Source organism: Rhodococcus sp. PSBB066 (assembly GCF_017068255.1).
Taxonomy (GTDB): Bacteria; Actinomycetota; Actinomycetes; order Mycobacteriales; family Mycobacteriaceae; genus Rhodococcus; species Rhodococcus aetherivorans.
This window is the reverse complement of the sequence record NZ_CP070859.1, coordinates 2,817,625-2,834,187: the sequence shown is the minus strand read 5'-3', so window position 1 is coordinate 2,834,187 and position 16,563 is coordinate 2,817,625. Positions and strand designations below refer to the sequence as shown.

The following is a 16,563-nucleotide window of genomic DNA, read 5'->3' as shown; positions in this document are numbered from 1 at the left end:
TGGACCGCTCAGATTCCGAGGTCGCGCCGGAAGCCCGGCGGGACGACGATGTCGTCGGGGGTCAGCTCGTGGATCGACGTCTTGCCGAGGCCGATGAGCGCGGACCCGATGCCGCCGGCGAAGATGTCGAGGACGTTCTCCACGCCCGCCTGCCCGTTCGCGGCGAGGCCCCACAGGTAGGCGCGGCCGATCATCACGGCCTTGGCGCCGAGGGCGAGGGCCTTGACGACGTCGCTGCCGCGGCGGATGCCGCCGTCGAGCAGCACCTCGATGTCCTTGCCGACCGCCTCGGCGATCGCCGGCAGCGCCCGGATCGGGGCCGGCGTGCCGTCGAGGTTGTTGCCGCCGTGGTTGGACACCGAGATCGCGGTGACGCCCGCGTCGACGGCGCGCTTGGCGTCGTCGACCCGCATGACGCCCTTGAGCATGAACGGCGCGTCGCCCCACTGCTCCCGCAGCCACGCCACGTCCTCCCAGGTAGGCAGCGGGGTGCCCATCCACTCGCCGTAGGCGCCGAAGAACGTCGGGGCGCTGCCGCCGGGCGGGGTCAGGTTCGGGGTGGTCAGGTCCGGCACCTTGCCGGTCTTCGCCCAGTCGAGCAGCCAGCTCGGCCGCAGGATGCCCTCGGGGGCGAACCGGAACATGGCCTTGAGGTCCATCTTCTCCGGAATGGCGGGGCTGCCCCAGTCGCGGCCGCTGGAGAACGACCAGTCCAGGGTCATGATCAGGCCCTTCGCGCCGGCGGCGCGGGCCCGCTCCATCCGCTGGACCAGCACGTCGCGGCTGCCCACCCAGTACATCTGGAAGAAGGTCTTGTCGTTGGCCGCGGCGACCTCCTCGATGGACTTGCTCGCGAACGAGCTCAGCCCCATCGCGGTACCGCGGGCCGCGGCGGCACGGGCGACGGCGACCTCGCCGTCCGGATGCACCGCCTGCACGCCGGTCGGGGAGATCACCACCGGCAGGGCGATGTCCTGACCCATCACGTGGGTGCCCATCTCCCGCTTGTCGGACAACCCCGCCACGTGCGGGGCGAAGCCGAGCTCGCCGAATGCCGTCAGGTTGTCCTCGACGGTGATGCCCTTCTCGGAGCCGGCCACGAGGGCGCCGTAGACGGACCTGGGGAGCTTCTTCTTCGCCCGTTGCTGCGCGACCGCAACGGTTTCGAACCATTCCTTGGACATGGATCTGCCTCTCCTACTTGCACGAACGGGGCCGGCTATTGCATTCCGGCGAGCGGGTTTTCGTCGCAGGCCCGCGACGGCGGGCGCACCATCAGCTGCAACGGGACGGGCGCGCGCGGGGTGCGGCGCTCACCGGTGCGCGAGTGGTCGACGCTGGACTTGGGCACGGTGCGGTCGGCGCTGAGCGCGGATTCGCCGTAGCCCTGGACGCATTCGGGATCCGGCCCGTCCATCGGCAGACCGGTGAAGAACTTCGCGGCCATGCAGCCGCCGCGGCACGAATCGTAGAAGGTGCACTTGCTGCAGGCCCCGCCGGTCTGCGGTGACCGGAGTTCGGTGAAAAGCTCGGAGTGCTGCCACACCTGCTGGAAACCGCCGTCGGACAGGATGTTCCCGGCAAGGAACTTGTCGTGGATGGCGAAGGGGCAGGCGTACACGTCGCCCACGGGGTCGATCAGGCACACCACCCGGCCCGCGCCGCACAGGTTCAGCCCCGGCAGCGCACCGGCGCCGTCGCTGCCACCGAAGGCGGACAGGTGGAAGAACGAATCGCCGGTCAGCACACCCTCGCCGTGTGCGACGAGCCAGTTGTAGAGCTGCCGCTGCTGCTCGTGGGTGGGGTGCAGGTCGTCCCACACGTCGACGGCACGGCCGGAGGGACGCAGGCGGGTGATGCGCAGCGTCGCGCCGTACTGGTCGGCCAGGGCCTTGAACTCGTCGAGCTGGTCGACGTTGTGCCGGGTCACGACGACGGAGATCTTCGCGTCGCGGAATCCGGCCTCGGCGAGGTTCTCGAGGGCACGCACGGCCATCGCGAACGAGCCGGGGCCGCGCACGGCGTCGTTGACCTCGGCGGTGGCGCCGTCGAGGGAGATCTGCACGTCGACGTAGTCGGAGGCCGCGAGACGCGCGGCGACCTTCTTGTCGATCTTGACGCCGTTGGTGGAGAACTTCACGCCCACCTGGTGCTCGGTGGCGTAGTCGACCAGCTCCCAGAAGTCCGAGCGCACGGTCGGCTCTCCGCCGCCGATGTTGACGTAGAACACCTGCATACGCTGCAGTTCGTCGATGATCGCCTTGCATTGTTCGGTGGTCAGCTCGCGCGGATCACGCCGGCCGGACGAGGACAGACAGTGCACGCACGACAGGTTGCAGGCGTAGGTCAGCTCCCAGGTCAGGCAGATCGGGGCGTCGAGACCCTTCTCGAACTGGTCGACCAGGCGGCCGACCTTGGGCGGGCCGGAAGCTTCTCGTACTGCGGCGGATTCGAGCACAGAGGTCATGGGCTGCGTCCTCGTCGGTGGGGCGGGCGGGCGGGAGGGGGACCGGCGGGGTCTAGGCCGGCACGATCATGTGGGAGTCGGCCAGGGTGGCCAGCGCCCGCAGGTACGGACGTGCAGCCGACTCGTCGATTCCGTGCGCGGCGAGCGCGGCCCGCACGGACGGATGCTGGTGCAGGGATTCGACGATCTCGACGATCGTGATGTTCTTCAGGAACGAGAGCTTGCGGGTCCCGAAGTGGTAGAGCAACGCCCCGAACGGCTCGGGGCGAAGCGCTACCTGCGGGTGCAGCCTCCACGTCGTATCCGGATCGAACCCTGCCGAGTCGACCTTCTGCGCGTCGAACACTGTGGTGGCGGCGTCGGCGGACACGATCAGTACACGCCGCACATGCCGTCGATGGACACCTCTTCCACGAGGGACTCCTCGACCAGGTCGGACTCGACGACGGTGTTGTCACGATCGGACATCAACTACCTCCTCGGATGGGGACTCCACGAGCGGAGCCCGGCGTCACAGACCCGTTGCGCTGTGACTCGGTTCACCACTGTAATGGCATCGAGTGCACAATGTCACCCATGGAAGGCTCACACCATGCGTAGCCGCCGGAAACCGTCCGCTCGGATAGGTCGCCGCCCCTCCACCACGAGAGAGGGACTGAGCGCGATCGGGATCGAACTGTTCCGCGCCCGGGGATTCGACGAGACCAGCGTCGACCAGATCGCCGAAGCCGCCGGAATCGCCCGCCGCACCTTCTTCCGGTACTTCCCGTCCAAGAACGCGGTGCCGTGGGGCGACTTCGACGGCCACCTCGAACAGATGCGCGCCCACCTCGACGCGCTGCCGGGCCACGTCCCCCTCGCCGAGGCGCTGACCTCGGCGCTGCTCGACTTCAACACCTTCCCCGAGTCCGAGGCAGCGCTGCACCGCGACCGCATGGACCTGATCCTGCGGGTACCGGCGCTGCAGGCGTACTCGGTGGTGATGTACGAGGGCTGGCGCCGGGTGATCGCCGAGTACGTCGCGCGTCGCGTCGGCGCCGCCGCCGACGACCATTTCCCGCGCACCGTCGGCTATCTCGTGCTCGGTGTGGCGATGGCGGCGTACGAGCAGTGGCTCGCCGACGACTCGCTCGCGCTGCCGGAACTCTTGTCCGCCGGCATGCGCGCCCTCTACAGTGGCCTCGACGCGGCCGTCCCGTCGCCCGACGGTCCCGACGCCTCCCCCTCCTCGAAAAAGGCTGCGCTGCAATGACTGTGCTCGACTCACTCGCCCCCTGCCCGCCCGGCCGGTGGTCCCACGCCCACGTCACCGTCGAGAAGGTGAGCTCGGGCCCGATCGCCCTGCGCCGCGAGGGCGACCGGCTGCACGTGACCCACTCGCTCGGGCCCGACGACCTGAGTGAACGTCTCGTCGCCGGGGTCACCGCGTCGATCGCCGGCAGCGACCTCGGACAGGAGGAGTTCGAGTTGACGATGGTCGGGCTGGTGCGCTCCACCCTGCCCGACGCCCTCGACGCGTGGGTCACCTACTACCGCAACTCGCTCACCGAACTGCTGGACGGCACCGCCGGGTTCGCCCCGATCCACGACAAGGCCGCCGAACTCGTCCGCGGCCGCGTGCTGGATCTCGGCTCCTGCTTCGGATTCCTCCCCCTGCGCCTGGCGCGCGCCGGGATCGCCGTGACCGCCACCGACATCCTGCCCGGCACCATGACCCTGCTCGACGCCGTCGCGCCGCGACTGGGCCTCGAGGTGGACACCGTCGTGTGCGACGCGGCCCACGTGCCCGTTCCCGACGACAGCGCCGACACCGTCACCGCAATCCATCTGCTCGAACACGTCGACGCCGCGACCGGTGCGGCCGTCGTCGCGGAGGCGCTGCGCATCGCCCGGGAGCGCGTGGTGATCGCGGTGCCGTTCGAGGACGAGGCCACCGCCTGCCACGGCCACGTGCGCACCTTCGACCTGCCCGCCCTGCGCACACTCGGCGAATCCACGGGTCTCGCGTTCGAGGCGTTCGAGCACCACGGCGGCTGGCTGGTGCTCGACGCGCGCTGATCCCGAGTCGGCCTCCTCCGCAGTGACCGAATGTCACATCGCGGCAGTCGGATCGCCGCGATGTGACATTCGGTCGCCGCCGCGGGCGGTCACTGGACGACGAGGTCGCGGCGGCGCATCGCGCTCACACCCGCCGTCGCGGTCGCCACGGCGACGAGCAGCAGCACCAGCAGCGGCAGCGGGCGCATGTCCGCGGCCGGCAGGGCCGGGACGTGGACGAACGGCGACAGGTCCAGCACCGCCTGGGGCAGGTCCAGCAGGGCGCCGAGCTGCCCGATGATCAACCACACGGCGAAGACGCCCCATGCGACGCTCGACGCCCGGCGCGGCGCCACCCCGACACACAGCACCGCCATCGCGCCGACCAGGAGCACGGCCGGCACGAACGCCAGCGCGGCGGGCAGCAGATTGCCGAGCGGACCGGTGATGTCGCCGATCGTCATTCCGTAGGAGACGGCCAACGCGACGCCCGTGACGACCTGCAGCACAATCACTCCCACCGTCACCACGGCGATGTGCGCGAGCATCCACGGCACCCGCCCGAGGGCCGTCGACAGCACCGGCTCGACCCGGCCGGACGTCTCCTCCCCGTGCATCCGCAGCACCGCCTGCACCGCGTATCCGCTGGCGAACAACGCCATCATCAGGAAGATCATCGCGAAGTACGCGTCGGTGATCGCCTCGGCCCCGCCGCCGAGCTGCTTCATCATGTCGGCGACGGCACCCTCCTCGTCGAGGAAGTTGTCCATCTCGTTCGCGACACTGCCGTAGGTGGCGGCGAGGACCGCAATGCCGAGCGCCCACCACATCAGCGTCGTGCGCTGCACCCGCCACGCGAAACCCACGGCGGTGGGCAGCCACGTCGCCGCCCGGTCCGGCCCCGGCCGCGGCTGCACCAACCCGGCTCCGTGATCCCGCCTGCCGGTCAGCACGTACGCGGTCCACGTCGTCGCGGCGGTGAATGCGGCGAACAGCAGCAGGATCCACCACGCGTCCACGTCGTACGGCCGGATCTGCTGCGCCCACCCGATCGGTGACAGCCACGACAGCCACATGCTCGTGACGCTGACCCCGCCCGGGTCGACGGTGCCCGCGCTGTCGCCGACGGCGCGGAGCAGGAACGCGACCCCCAGCGCCGCGCCTGCCAGCCCGTTCGCGGCCCGGGCGCCCTCGGCGACCTGCGCGGTCACGGCCGCGACGGCCGCGAACGCGACACCGGCCGCCCCGGTGGCCGCTCCGAGCGCCAGAGATCCGGACAGCGGCAGTCCGAAACCGAGAGAGACGACCGTGAGCAGCAACGCGAGCGCGACATTCGCCGCGGCGACAACGATCAGGGCGGCGGTGAGCAGGGCCCGCCGACCGACCACATTGGCCCCGACCAGTTCGGCGCGGCCGGTCTCCTCGTTCTGCCGGGTGTGCCGCACCACGGCCATGGTGCTCATCAGGCCCGCCGCCAGCGCCAGGAACAGCAGCGTCTGGGCCGCGACGACCGCTCCGAGGCTGTCGCCGGAGACCAGGCCGTTGGTGGCCAGCACCACCGGGGACACGGCGGAGCTGACGGCGATGAGGTGCAGGTCTTCCTGCGCCGGATAGAGCCCCTTCAGGCTCGACACCGAGATCGCGTAGACGATCGTGATCGCGGCCAGCCACACCGGCAGCTGCACGCGGTCGCGGCGCACCGCCAGGCGTACCAGCCGGCCGGTGCCGACGAAGGCGGCACTCATGCGCCGGCTCCCTCGCCGGCGGCCGGCCGGCCGTGCGCGAGCCGCTCGCCGGGCAGGTGGATGTGCTCGCCCGGCAGTTCGTCGCCGTAGTGCCGCAGGAACAGCTCCTCCAGGGTGGGCGGGGTACTGGTGAGCGACGTGATGCCGAAGCCGAGCAGCTCGCGCAGCACCGGGTCCATGTACGCCGTGTCCACCTCGCACCGCACCCGCAACCCGTCCACCTGCAGGTCGTGCACCCCGGGCATCGTGTCCAGCCCGGCCACCGGGCGCACGGTGTCGGCCACCACCGAGGTGCGGGTCAGGTGCCGCAGTTCGGTCAGCGTGCCGGATTCGACCGTGCGGCCCTGCCGGATGATGGTGACCCGGTCGCACAGCGCCTCGACCTCCGCGAGAACGTGGCTCGACAGCAGCACCGAACACCCGTCGGCGACGGCCTCGCGGACGCAGTCCCGGAACACCTCGTCCTTGAGCGGGTCCAGGCCCGAGGTGGGCTCGTCGAACAGGAACAGCTCCACGTCCGAGGCGAGCGCGGCGACGATCGCGACCTTCTGCCGGTTGCCCTTCGAGTACGTGCGGGCCTTCTTGGTGGGGTCGAGCTCGAAGCGTTCGAGCAGTTCGGCTCGGCGGCGTTCGTCGATGCCGCCGCGCAGGCCGGCGAGCAGATCGATCGCCTCGCCACCGGTGAGATTGGGCCACAGATTGACTTCGCCGGGCACGTAGGCGAGCCGCCGGTGCAGGTCCACCGCGTTGCGCCACGGGTCGCCGCCGAGCAGTTCGGCCCGGCCGGAATCCGCGCGCAGCAGCCCGAGGAGGACGCGGATGGTGGTGGATTTCCCGGAGCCGTTCGGGCCGAGGAACCCGTGTACCTCGCCCCGGCGGACCTCGAGGTCGAGGCCGTCGAGAGCGCGGGTGGTTCCGAACGACTTGACGAGCTGTTCCACGGAGATCGCCGCCGACATGCTGCCGAGGCTACGCCCCTACCGGCGTCGGTGTGGCGACGAATCGCGGAGAGGGCGGGGTCGGGTGAACCTTCGCAAATCGGTCGCCTAGGCTTCGCCGGGATCACTGGTTTCGAGGAACGGCACCGGTCGGTGCGCTGGAAAGGTGGGGGGACGTGGCCGGACGGCTCGGTCGGGGAATCCGCAATGCGGTGGCGGGCGCGGTGGCGGCGTGCGCCGCGGTCGCCGGTGCCGGAACCGCCGTGGCCACACCCGTCTACCCGGCGCCACCGGCCGACCCGTTCTACCGCGCGGCCGCCGACATCGCCGTCGCCCCCGCCGGCGATGCGCTCGAGGTGCGGCGCGTGCCCGCGCCGCCGGGCATCGTCGACGTCGAGGCGTGGCAGGTGCGTTTCCGGTCGACGGATTCGGCCGGTCACCCGATCCCCGCGGTGACGACGGTCCTCGCCCCCGTCGGCAAGGCCCCGGACGGCCCGCTGCTGTCGTTCCAGCACGTCATCAACGCCCTCGGCACACACTGCGCACCGTCGCAGACGCTGTGGGCGAGCGACCCGAACCTCGCCGTCCGGGAAGCCCCCGTTCTCAACCTCGTGCTCCGGCGGGGCTGGACGGTCGCGATCCCGGACCATCTCGGGCCGAACAGCGCCTACGGCGCGGCGCGCCTCGGCGGGCAGATCACCCTCGACGGCATCCGCGCCGTGCAGCGGGTCCCCGAACTGCAGCTCGCCCACAGCCCTGTCGCGCTGGCCGGCTACTCCGGCGGTGGGATGGCCACCGGGTGGGCCGCGGCGCTGGCCCCGACCTACGCCCCCGAGCTGAACCTGGTAGGTGCGGCGATGGGCGGCGTGCCGATGAACATCCGCAAGATGGCCGAGGCTCTCGGCGAGAACCCGCACCCCGCCTTCGGTCTCGCGTTCGCCGCCGCGCTGGGTCTGGAACGCGAGTATCCCGAACGGATGCGGATCAGCGCCGACCTGACCCCGGCGGGCGTGGAGATGCGTGACGCGCTGGCCAATGCCTGCACCAACGACATCCTCGCGCGCGGCGCCGGGGGCAGCCTGCGGCAGGTGAGCACCAACGCCCGCCTGGCCGACGACGCCGACGCGGTCGCCGTCGCGGAGGAGAACAGCCTCGAGCTGTATCCGGGCGTGCCGACCGTGCCGGTGTTCGAATGGCACAGCCCCACCGACGCACTCATCCCGGTGGGCACCATCGACGCCACGCTCGACCGCTACTGCGCCGCGGGTGCGCCGGTACGCCGTGTCGAGACCCCGAGCCCCGACCACATGTCGGCGGCGGTACTCGGCCTGCCGGACGCGTTCGAGTTCCTCGGCGAGCGGTTCGACGGGGTGGCCGTCACCGGGACCTGCTGAACTACGCACCGGGCTTCCCGCCCCCGCCCGACGCAACGGTCGGGGCCACCCCCGCGGGCGGGTCAGGCGTCGAAGCGCCGGCGGGATTCGTCGATGTCGCGGAGGTATCGCTGCGTCCAGTCACACATGCCGTCGACCGTCGCACGGAGCGCCCGACCCGGCTCGGTGAGGCAGTACTCGACCCGCGGCGGCACCGTGGGATACACCGTCCGCTCGACCAGGCCGTTGCGCTCCATCATGCGCAGGTTCTGGGTGAGCATCTTGTGGCTGATGCCGTCGATGCCCTTGCGCAACTCGCTGAAGCGCAGGGTGCCGTCACCGATCGTTTCGATGATCAACAGCGCCCACTTGTTGGCGACGTCGGAGAAGATCTCCCGCGCCAGCGAGTCTGCTCGCGTCAGGTCCGCATCTTCTGGCAGGCCGCTGAGCTGCTTGGTCACCATCGAGTTCCCCAGTCACTGAAAAGTGCGTTCTTCCACGTCAGGGAACACTCTCCTACGGTTACCGAGTAACCACAAGTGACCGAGAGAAAGTGGGCAGCATGTCCATCACCCTGGTGAACCCGAACGAACTGCCGAAGATCGACGCCTACCGCCAGGTATCCGTCGCCACCGGCTCGAAGCTGGTCTTCGTCGCCGGGCAGGTCGCCTGGGACGCCGACGGCAACACGATCGGCGCAGGCGACCTCGCCACCCAGGTCGAGCAGAGCTACCTCAACGTCGGAGCCGCCCTGGCCGCGGTCGGTGCCACCTTCGCCGACGTGACGAAGCTGACCGTCTACGTCGTCGACTGGACTCCGGACAAGATGAGTGGGTTCGTCGACGGCGTCGCCCGGGCAGCCGCGAAGCTGGGCGTCACCCCCGTAGCGCCGGGCACGCTGATCGGTGTCGCAGCACTGTCCTCTCCCGAGCACCTCGTCGAGGTCGAAGCCACCGCAGTCCTCGACTGAACCGAGTCACCGCACCCGGCGTGTCTGCCGTCAACCACGACGGAACCCGCGAAAACCAAGCCGATCGGTCGCTTTTGCGGCAGGATCACCCCGGACACCGCACATCCGACAAAAAGGACACAGATGCGACCGATTGCCCGCGCCGCGCTCATAGCGGTGGCGTCCGTCCCCTCGGCCCTGGCAGCCCCCGCCCTCGCGTCGGCGGCCAGCGCCACCGACGTCAGCTTCGCCTTCACCGTCAGCGGCTCGACCGTGACCAACACGATCACCAACAACTCGGGCACTCCCCTGGACTGCATGACCGGGCTCGCCCCGGCTCCCGGCGGGGTACTGCCACCGGTCGCCGAGGTCATCCGGAACGGTCAGGCCCTGGGTACCTCGGGCCAGGTGCAGCCGGGCGTGACCACCCAGACCGTGACCGAGATTCCCGACGGCTCGTACGTCGTGCTCGCCTCGTGCTCGACGGACGGCCTGGCAACCATGTGGGTCTCCGACTATCCCGGGATCGCAGAGCACCTGGCACCCCTGCCCGTCACTGCCTACATCGTCCAGGAGGCCTCGCCCGTCGTCACCGTTCCCAGCACCCCGCCGATCTTCGGCAGCAGCTGACCACTCGCCCCGACCCGCGGCCTGCACCGATCACCGGTGCAGGCCGCGGACTCGTCCGGGCCGGGCACCGCACGCTGCGTCCACGCCCGCCCGCGCTGCCCGTGCGCCGGCACGCCCGGAAGGGACCGGTCAGATGAGCCCGCGCTTGCTGGCGGCGTACACGGCCTCGGCGCGACGGCTCACCCCGAGCTTGCGCATGATGTTGCTCACGTGGAACTTCACGGTGGTGCCCGAAATGAAAAGGCGCTCACCGATCTTCGAGTTCGACAGGCCCGCGGCCAGCAGACGCAGCACCTCGAGCTCGCGATCGGTGAGCTGTTCCTGCGGCGTGGTCTGCCCGTTGAGGGACCGCACCACCGCCGCGGCACTGCGCGAGTCGAAGGCGCTCTCGCCGCGCGACACCGCGCGGATGGCGCGCACGAGTTCGGTGGTGTCGACGTCCTTGACGACGTAGCCGCGCGCCCCGGCGTGCACGGCCCGCACGACCAGCTGCTCATCGAGGAACGTGGTGAGCACCAGCAACCCGAGGCCGGGGCGGGCCGCCGACAGCTGCCCGCACAACGCCAGCCCCTCGTAGTCGGAGCCGGCCGAGAGCTTCAGGTCCATCAGCACGATGTCGGGCCGGACCCGGTCCACCAGCGCGACCGCCTCGGCCTCGTGCGACGCCTCGCCCACCACCGCCAGGTCCGGCTCCCGTTCGAGAATCGAGCGCAGCCCCTGGCGCAGGATCGCGTGGTCGTCGACGAGAACGATGCGGACCGTGCGGTTCACCGTCCCGGGAGGGGTTGCCACGTTCATCGCTGTGCTCCTGTCCGCGCCGCGTGTGCCGACGCCGCACTGTTCCCGTTGTTTCCGGTCGCCTCGTCGGCGCCCCGCTCCGCATCGACGGCCGGTTCGGGCACCGGGATGCGCACCGCCACCCGTACCCCGCCGAGGCGGGCGCGGCGCACCTCGAGAGTGCCGCCGAGCTCGTGTGCGCGGGCCTGCATGTTGGCCAGACCGCGATGCCGGCCGTCCCAGTCGTTGTCCGCGGCCAGGCGCAGCATCAGCCGCATCCGGGCCGGGTCCCCGTTGCCGTCGTCGGCGACCGCCAACAGCACCGAGTCGGGCCGGTAGGTCAGCCGCAGCACCACGCGCCGGGCGTTGGCGTGCACCGCGGCGTTGAACAGCGCCTCCCCCGCAATGCGCAGCAGCGAGTGTTCGGCCTCGCCCGGCAGTTCGACCGGCGTGCCGCCCACCCGGACCGTGATGTCGAGTTCGCCCGGCGTGTGCGCGACGCAGAGCTGCTCGAGCATCTCGGGCAGCGACGTGCGATCCGAGTCGGACGGGTGGTTGAGCGCGTAGATCGCCGACCGCAGCTGCTCGACCGCGCGGCGCGTGAGCTCCTTCGCCAGGTCGAGGCGCTCGCCGCGCTCGGTGTCGGGAATGTCGCTGCGGCACACCTCGATCTGCATGCCGGCGGACAGCACGGCCTGGGTGACGCTGTCGTGCAGCTCCCGCGCGATGCGGTGGCGTTCCTCGTCGAGCGCCTGGTGCCGGTGGGCGGCGCCCAGCTGCCGTTGGGTCAGCTCCAACTGCCGGAGCGTGGCCTCGAGTTCGGCGTTACGGGCCTGCAGGTCCGCCGCCGCCCGGTTCGCCTCCTGGTAGGCCTGCTCCGCGCGCTCGAGCAACAACTGGCCACGCTGATAGAGCGCGGAATTCTGCAGCGCCACCGCGGTCTGGCTGGCGAGGATCGACAGCACGGCGTGATCGGTGCCGTCGAGCGTGCGGTGCTCCGGGGTCCACGCGGCGATCGCGCCGGCCACTCCGCCGCCGAGGACGATGGGCACGAACGCGTGATGGGTGTCGACGGCCGCGTCCCGGCCGATCGACCCCGACCGGATGTCCTCGAGGCAGCGCACGACGTCGTCCGGCAGGGGCGGACCTTCGACGTTGTCGACGAGGAACGGGGTGGCGTCGGGGCCGAGGACCAGGCGGCGCGGCCCCGCGTCGGGCAGGGTGCCGTCGGTGAGGGCGAAGACCACCCATCGGGCGCTCAGGTGGGCGCGTGCCGCCTCCGCCACGGCGCAGATCAGGGTCTCGGGGCCCTCGACGGTGCGCACCAGGGCACGCGAGATCAGCTCGAGCGCATGCACGACCCGCTCGAGGCGTTCGGCAGCCCCGCGGTACTGGGGATAGAACGTGGGCTTGCCGGAGCGCAGGCCGGTCAGCCGGGACAGGTCGGGCGCGGTCACCGGGCACCGCCCGCCCCGGTCACAGCGCCGCCCGGAACAGCGCCACCATCTGCTCGTGGGTGGCCTCGCGCGGGTTGGTGGACATGCACGCGTCGCGCAGCGCGCCGGCGGCCAGGCGTTCGAGGTCGGTCGCCTGCACCCCGAGTTCCCGCAGCCCCCGCGGCACCCCGACCTCCCGGGCGAGCCGTTCGACCCGGTCCGCGACGGCGAGTGCCGCTTCGACGGCCGGGCCGCGGTGCTCCTCGAGTCCGAGAGCGGCGGCGATCGCGACGAACGGCTCGGGATCGGACGCGGCGTTGAACCGGATGACGTGCGGGAGCAGCACCCCGTTGATGACGCCGTGCGGCAGGTCGAGCAGGCCCCCGACCTGGTGGCTCATCGCGTGCGCGGCGCCGAGGATCGCGTTGGTGAAGGCCAGGCCGGCCTCGAGGCTGGCCTGCGCCATGATCGACCGGGCCGCCATCTCCTGCGGGTCCTCGATCGTGCGTACCAGCGTGTCGGTGACGAGCCCGACGGCACGCAGGGCGTGGTGGTCGGTGAGCGGGTTGTGGGCGCGGGAGACGAAGGCCTCCACGCCGTGGGTCAGGGCGTCCAGCCCGGTGGCGGCGTTCAGGTCGTCCGGCATGGTCGTGAGCAGCCGCGGGTCGATCACGGTCAGGTCCGGGACCAGCGAACGACCGATGATGGTGATCTTGGTGCCGCGGGCGGTGTCGGTGACGACGCAGAACTGGGAGACGTCGGCGCCCGTGCCCGAGGTCGACGGCACCACCACCATCGGCGGGATCGGGGCCGCAGCCCGGTCCACGCCCTCGTAGTCGAGGATGCTGCCGCCGTTGGCGGCGAGCACCGCGATGCCCTTGGCGGCGTCGATCACCGAGCCGCCGCCGAGCGCGACGAGCACGTCGCAGCCGTGGGCCCGGTACGTCTCGTGCCCGGCCGTGACCTCGTGGTCCTTGGGATTGGGGGTGAGGTCACCCCACACGATCGGGGTGAGTCCCTGCTCGACGAGGTGACCGCGAAGCTCGTCGGCCCAGCCGGCCTCGATCAGACCCGGGTCGGTCACCAGCAGGGGCCGGACCGCGCCGAGCCGCACCGCCGCGTGCGCCGCCTCGACCAGCGAACCGATCCCGAACACGATCTCCGGGGCGTGGAACTTGGCCAGCGTCGTCGCGGCGTGCTCCGATGCGACGGCCACTGCGCACTCCTGACGATCCCGATTGCTGTGATCCAGCTTACGTGGCTTCGAGCCTAGCCCCTCCACGACGGGGCGGCACCGGGCCGAACGGCAGGTACGGTACCTGCCCGATCGGGTAGGTAGGCCCGAGCGTGCCCGGGGGCCTCCGGGCGCCGGCCGCGGGGTGAATACGAAGTGAATGCCACCACCGCGGCCTCACCGGAACGGGACATATAGGATGCACCTCGCAGGGGTGGACCGGATACGCAGGAAACGGGCTGCGCACCGGCGGAAACGACCCTGGGAGAGCATCATCGACGACCGATGGATCGTGTGGTGGCACGAGGTGGACGGCGTCACATGGCACGTCCACGACAACGAGATCGCGGCGCTCGACTCGGCGTACCGGGCGCTCCACTCCGACCGGCGGGTCGGGGATCCGGTCATCGAACGCCCCAACCGCACCCTGGTGCTGGGCAGTGAGTTCGCCGCATACGTCAGGGCGCGGGAGGACGCGGAGGGCCGCCTGGCGATCCGCGGCACCCACCGGGTCGAGATCCGGTACCCGCTCGGCGTGGACCGGTGGATCTCGCAGGGATGGACGTCGGAACGGCTCGCACGCGCGAATTACGACGAGGCCCTGGAGCACTTCCGCCCCGACCGGGTCCGGCTCACGAAGCGCGACCACTGACCCGGTCGCCGGCCTACCGGTCGAACTCCACGAGCGGCGCGCGGCGCACGCCGGAGATCGAGGCGTGCACGACGGACATCGGCAGGAACGCCAGGACGATCAGCAACATGGCGACCTCGTACGCCACGCTGCTGCGCGGATCCGGGTTGCCCTTCAACCGGCCGCGTAGCGCGGTCCACGCGATTCCGTGGGCGTTGCCGACCATGATCGCCCGTGTCGCCCCGAGTATCCCCTCGGCGGCGGACCTCCCGTACACGTCCACGAGACGGTGCCACGCCTCGGCCGTCGGGTTGCCCCGGGTGTCGGCATAGTGCTGGGCGAACAGGACCGCAGCGACCTCGGAGTCGGGAACGTCGTCGAGGACCCCGGACAGGATGTTCCGGATCTCGGCGCTGCTCATTCCGGCCTCGAGAGCCATCTTCGTGTGGGCGTAGGAGCAGGCGCCGCAGCCGTTCACCTCGGTCACCGCCAGCATGATCCGTTCGACGAACTCGGGGCTCAACTCGGCGCGCCTCCTGGCACCGACCAGGTGCTTCATCGATCGAACGCCCCGGTAGAAGATCCAGTAGGCCTCACGGATCGAATAGTGCTTCTTCGCGAACTGCATCGTCGTCTTCCTCAACTGTGCCCGGGATTCCGATGTGCCGGAGCACTCTCCCGTACGCCGGCCGGTCCGCCGGCGGTGGCGTGGGCGGACGGCGCACACACACCCCGGGGGGTATTTACCGGTCCATGGTAACCACCCGCCGTTCCCCCGCCCGGAGCGGGGCCGGAGGCGGCCGGCGCGCACACTCAACGCAGTGCGTGCCCGAGCTCCGCCGCGCGGGAGAGCAACTGGGCGGCGTCCCGGGCGACGACGACGCGATCGCATTCCGGCGCGTACTCGGGCATCGCGCACGTCGCCTGGGCCCAGTAGCGCTGCGGTTCCGGGGTGACCCAGGCGAGCCGATGCACGCGACGGCGCAGGTCCGCGAGGCGGTCGGCGCGGGCGGGCAGGCCGTTGCAGCGGCCGTCGCCGACGACGAGCACGCTGGTGCGCGAGTCGACGATCCCGGCGTGCTCGGTGAGCAGTTCGTCGAGGACCCGGCCGTAGTCGCTGCTCGCCTCGAGGTCGAGGCCGGGATGCGCCAGGACCGCGGCGAGAGCGCCGTCCCCGGTGCTCGCCAGCAGCTCCCGCGTCACGTCGACGGGCCGGTCGACGAAGGCCAGAACCCGGCACCGGTGGGCCCGGCCGTGCATGGCCTGAGCCAGGCGCAGCGTGAACGCGGTGATCGGACGCACCGACAGGGACACGTCGGCCAGGATCAGCAGCCGGACCCGGTCCGGGCGCGGGGCGCGGACGATCAGGTGGAACGGCACGCCGTCGGTGCGCATCCCGGCGCGGGCCGTGCGGCGCATGTCGAGGCGGCCCCGGGTGAGTTCGCGCGGCACCGGCCGGGCCGGTCCGCGCATCCGCCGCAGCACCTCGTGGCACGCCAGCTCGATCTCGGCTCGGGACGCGACGTCGCCGGCGGTGTCGGGGGCGTCGGGTTCGCCGTCCGGCAGCGGACCGCCGAGTCCGGCCTGGGACAGTGCCGCGACGAACGCCTCGACGGCCTCGACGAGCCGGTTCAGCTGCGCGGCGGTGAGAGGTTCGTCGGCCTGGTCGTCGCCGTAGGCACGACGCGGATCGTAGGCGTCGAGCCACGCGAGGATGGATTCCGGATCGTCCCAGGACAGCGAGCCGACCACGGCGGCACCGGGATTCGCGGCCAGCTCGCCGACGGCGGCGGCGCCGGCCCGATCCACGTCGACGGTGTAGGTGACCCCGCGCCGCCCCGAGTCGGCTCCCGTGTCCACGGACAGGGCGGCGTCCGACGACGTCATGGAGACGTCGTCGTCGTCCTTGTGCGGATTGAAGCCCTTGTCCGCCTCCGGGGTGTCGAAGTGGTCGCCGACCTCCGCGGCACGTTCGTTGTATTCGGCGTAGCGGGCGATCTCCGGATCGTCGTCGAGTTCGAGCGCGGTGGGCAGGGCCTCGGCGAACTGCGCCCGGGGCGGGGACTTCTCGCCCGCGGCCCCGGCCGCATCCGTCGCCGCGAACAGCGCGTCGAAGGCCCGGTCGAAGCCGGGCTGCTCGTGCGGGTACTTCGCGCACACCGCACGCAGGCAGGCCCGCAGGACGTCGCGGTCGCGGGCCCCGACCAGACCGAGCACGCGGCGCACCTCGATGGTCTCGGCGGACGAGGCGGACACCCCGTGCCGGCGCAGCAGGCGCCCGAACACGGCGGCGACCACGTCGAGGGGATACGAGGTGCGCATCGTCGCCAGCGGCGTCACGGGCAT

At 71.3% G+C, this 16,563-nt stretch carries 18 protein-coding genes; 6 read left to right on the top strand and 12 right to left on the bottom strand.

Annotation, left to right across the window (positions count from 1 at the left end):
- Positions 1 to 8: 8 nt before the first annotated feature.
- From mftD to mftA, 4 genes are read right to left on the bottom strand one after another with little or no spacing between them, the layout of a single operon-like run.
- On the bottom strand, positions 9 to 1,184 hold the full coding sequence (mftD, locus tag JYA75_RS13185; RefSeq protein WP_006930976.1) for a pre-mycofactocin synthase MftD: 1,176 nt from the start codon (positions 1,182 to 1,184) through the stop codon (positions 9 to 11).
- A 35-nt stretch (positions 1,185 to 1,219) separates the two neighbouring features.
- Complete coding sequence (mftC, locus tag JYA75_RS13180) at positions 1,220 to 2,467, bottom strand: mycofactocin radical SAM maturase (protein ID WP_006930977.1); 1,248 nt, start codon at positions 2,465 to 2,467, stop codon at positions 1,220 to 1,222.
- A gap of 52 nt (positions 2,468 to 2,519) precedes the next feature.
- Complete coding sequence (gene mftB, locus JYA75_RS13175) at positions 2,520 to 2,813, bottom strand: mycofactocin biosynthesis chaperone MftB (RefSeq protein ID WP_235431229.1); 294 nt, start codon at positions 2,811 to 2,813, stop codon at positions 2,520 to 2,522.
- 26 nt (positions 2,814 to 2,839) lie between these two features.
- On the bottom strand, positions 2,840 to 2,935 hold the full coding sequence (gene mftA / locus JYA75_RS13170) for a mycofactocin precursor MftA (protein WP_065922321.1): 96 nt from the start codon (positions 2,933 to 2,935) through the stop codon (positions 2,840 to 2,842).
- A gap of 124 nt (positions 2,936 to 3,059) precedes the next feature.
- Here mftA and mftR point away from each other — a divergent pair, with 124 nt between their 5' ends.
- Positions 3,060 to 3,719, top strand: coding sequence for a mycofactocin system transcriptional regulator (gene mftR, locus JYA75_RS13165; RefSeq protein WP_050035573.1), 660 nt, complete (start codon positions 3,060 to 3,062; stop codon positions 3,717 to 3,719).
- Complete coding sequence (gene mftM, locus JYA75_RS13160; protein ID WP_050035574.1) at positions 3,716 to 4,525, top strand: mycofactocin oligosaccharide methyltransferase MftM; 810 nt, start codon at positions 3,716 to 3,718, stop codon at positions 4,523 to 4,525. Before mftR ends, mftM begins: the two co-directional genes overlap by 4 nt.
- An 89-nt stretch (positions 4,526 to 4,614) precedes the next feature.
- On the opposite strand, the gene JYA75_RS13155 is transcribed toward mftM, so the two are convergent.
- Complete coding sequence (locus JYA75_RS13155; RefSeq protein WP_168579880.1) at positions 4,615 to 6,249, bottom strand: anibiotic ABC transporter; 1,635 nt, start codon at positions 6,247 to 6,249, stop codon at positions 4,615 to 4,617.
- Positions 6,246 to 7,208, bottom strand: coding sequence for an ABC transporter ATP-binding protein (locus tag JYA75_RS13150; RefSeq protein ID WP_006932880.1), 963 nt, complete (start codon positions 7,206 to 7,208; stop codon positions 6,246 to 6,248). The genes JYA75_RS13155 and JYA75_RS13150 overlap by 4 nt, the downstream gene beginning before the upstream one ends.
- A gap of 155 nt (positions 7,209 to 7,363) precedes the next feature.
- Between JYA75_RS13150 and JYA75_RS13145 the strand changes: the two genes are divergently transcribed.
- A complete protein-coding gene (locus tag JYA75_RS13145; RefSeq protein WP_185712900.1) occupies positions 7,364 to 8,581 on the top strand; it encodes a lipase family protein in 1,218 nt (405 codons plus the stop codon).
- Between the two features lie 62 nt (positions 8,582 to 8,643).
- On the opposite strand, the gene JYA75_RS13140 is transcribed toward JYA75_RS13145, so the two are convergent.
- Positions 8,644 to 9,024, bottom strand: a complete 381-nt coding sequence (locus tag JYA75_RS13140; protein WP_065922316.1) for a helix-turn-helix domain-containing protein — start codon at positions 9,022 to 9,024, stop codon at positions 8,644 to 8,646.
- Between the two features lie 98 nt (positions 9,025 to 9,122).
- Between JYA75_RS13140 and JYA75_RS13135 the strand changes: the two genes are divergently transcribed.
- Entirely contained in the window at positions 9,123 to 9,530 is a 408-nt protein-coding gene (locus JYA75_RS13135; protein ID WP_029545001.1) for a RidA family protein, read from the top strand.
- Positions 9,531 to 9,653: 123 nt separating this feature from the next.
- Positions 9,654 to 10,139, top strand: a complete 486-nt coding sequence (locus JYA75_RS13130; RefSeq protein ID WP_065922315.1) for a hypothetical protein — start codon at positions 9,654 to 9,656, stop codon at positions 10,137 to 10,139.
- A gap of 129 nt (positions 10,140 to 10,268) precedes the next feature.
- On the opposite strand, the gene JYA75_RS13125 is transcribed toward JYA75_RS13130, so the two are convergent.
- Genes JYA75_RS13125 through JYA75_RS13115 form a run of 3 tightly spaced genes read right to left on the bottom strand, consistent with a single transcriptional unit; the run spans position 10,269 to position 13,568 of the window.
- Positions 10,269 to 10,937 carry a response regulator transcription factor gene (locus JYA75_RS13125; RefSeq protein WP_006932871.1) on the bottom strand — a complete coding sequence of 223 codons (669 nt, stop codon included), beginning with the start codon at positions 10,935 to 10,937 and terminating at the stop codon, positions 10,269 to 10,271.
- The gene (locus JYA75_RS13120) at positions 10,934 to 12,373 is read right to left on the bottom strand and encodes a sensor histidine kinase (protein WP_006932869.1); all 1,440 of its coding nucleotides are present in this window, start codon (positions 12,371 to 12,373) and stop codon (positions 10,934 to 10,936) included. The genes JYA75_RS13125 and JYA75_RS13120 overlap by 4 nt, the downstream gene beginning before the upstream one ends.
- Positions 12,374 to 12,392: 19 nt before the next feature.
- A complete protein-coding gene (locus JYA75_RS13115) occupies positions 12,393 to 13,568 on the bottom strand; it encodes an iron-containing alcohol dehydrogenase (RefSeq protein ID WP_203330090.1) in 1,176 nt (391 codons plus the stop codon).
- 310 nt (positions 13,569 to 13,878) lie between these two features.
- On the opposite strand from JYA75_RS13115, the gene JYA75_RS13110 reads away from it, so the two are divergent.
- On the top strand, positions 13,879 to 14,238 hold the full coding sequence (locus tag JYA75_RS13110) for a hypothetical protein (RefSeq protein ID WP_241009815.1): 360 nt from the start codon (positions 13,879 to 13,881) through the stop codon (positions 14,236 to 14,238).
- Between the two features lie 13 nt (positions 14,239 to 14,251).
- Here the strand turns inward: JYA75_RS13110 and JYA75_RS13105 are convergent, their stop codons facing one another.
- Positions 14,252 to 14,845: a carboxymuconolactone decarboxylase family protein gene (locus tag JYA75_RS13105; protein ID WP_203330089.1), complete on the bottom strand. Its 594-nt coding sequence runs from the start codon at positions 14,843 to 14,845 to the stop codon at positions 14,252 to 14,254.
- Between the two features lie 185 nt (positions 14,846 to 15,030).
- Positions 15,031 to 16,563, bottom strand: a complete 1,533-nt coding sequence (locus tag JYA75_RS13100; protein ID WP_203330088.1) for a VWA domain-containing protein — start codon at positions 16,561 to 16,563, stop codon at positions 15,031 to 15,033.

What these genes read in the sequence shown, in the direction of transcription:
- JYA75_RS13135 (WP_029545001.1), top strand. Translation starts at nt 9,123, where the DNA reads ATGTCCATCACCCTGGTGAACCCGAACGAACTGCCGAAGATCGACGCC.
- JYA75_RS13105 (WP_203330089.1), bottom strand. Translation starts at nt 14,845, where the DNA reads ATGCAGTTCGCGAAGAAGCACTATTCGATCCGTGAGGCCTACTGGATC.
- JYA75_RS13150 (WP_006932880.1), bottom strand. Translation starts at nt 7,208, where the DNA reads ATGTCGGCGGCGATCTCCGTGGAACAGCTCGTCAAGTCGTTCGGAACC.
- mftM (WP_050035574.1), top strand. Translation starts at nt 3,716, where the DNA reads ATGACTGTGCTCGACTCACTCGCCCCCTGCCCGCCCGGCCGGTGGTCC.
- JYA75_RS13130 (WP_065922315.1), top strand. Translation starts at nt 9,654, where the DNA reads ATGCGACCGATTGCCCGCGCCGCGCTCATAGCGGTGGCGTCCGTCCCC.
- mftA (WP_065922321.1), bottom strand. Translation starts at nt 2,935, where the DNA reads ATGTCCGATCGTGACAACACCGTCGTCGAGTCCGACCTGGTCGAGGAG.
- JYA75_RS13125 (WP_006932871.1), bottom strand. Translation starts at nt 10,937, where the DNA reads ATGAACGTGGCAACCCCTCCCGGGACGGTGAACCGCACGGTCCGCATC.
- mftR (WP_050035573.1), top strand. Translation starts at nt 3,060, where the DNA reads ATGCGTAGCCGCCGGAAACCGTCCGCTCGGATAGGTCGCCGCCCCTCC.
- mftD (WP_006930976.1), bottom strand. Translation starts at nt 1,184, where the DNA reads ATGTCCAAGGAATGGTTCGAAACCGTTGCGGTCGCGCAGCAACGGGCG.
- JYA75_RS13100 (WP_203330088.1), bottom strand. Translation starts at nt 16,563, where the DNA reads ATGCCCGTGACGCCGCTGGCGACGATGCGCACCTCGTATCCCCTCGAC.
- JYA75_RS13140 (WP_065922316.1), bottom strand. Translation starts at nt 9,024, where the DNA reads ATGGTGACCAAGCAGCTCAGCGGCCTGCCAGAAGATGCGGACCTGACG.
- mftC (WP_006930977.1), bottom strand. Translation starts at nt 2,467, where the DNA reads ATGACCTCTGTGCTCGAATCCGCCGCAGTACGAGAAGCTTCCGGCCCG.
- JYA75_RS13155 (WP_168579880.1), bottom strand. Translation starts at nt 6,249, where the DNA reads ATGAGTGCCGCCTTCGTCGGCACCGGCCGGCTGGTACGCCTGGCGGTG.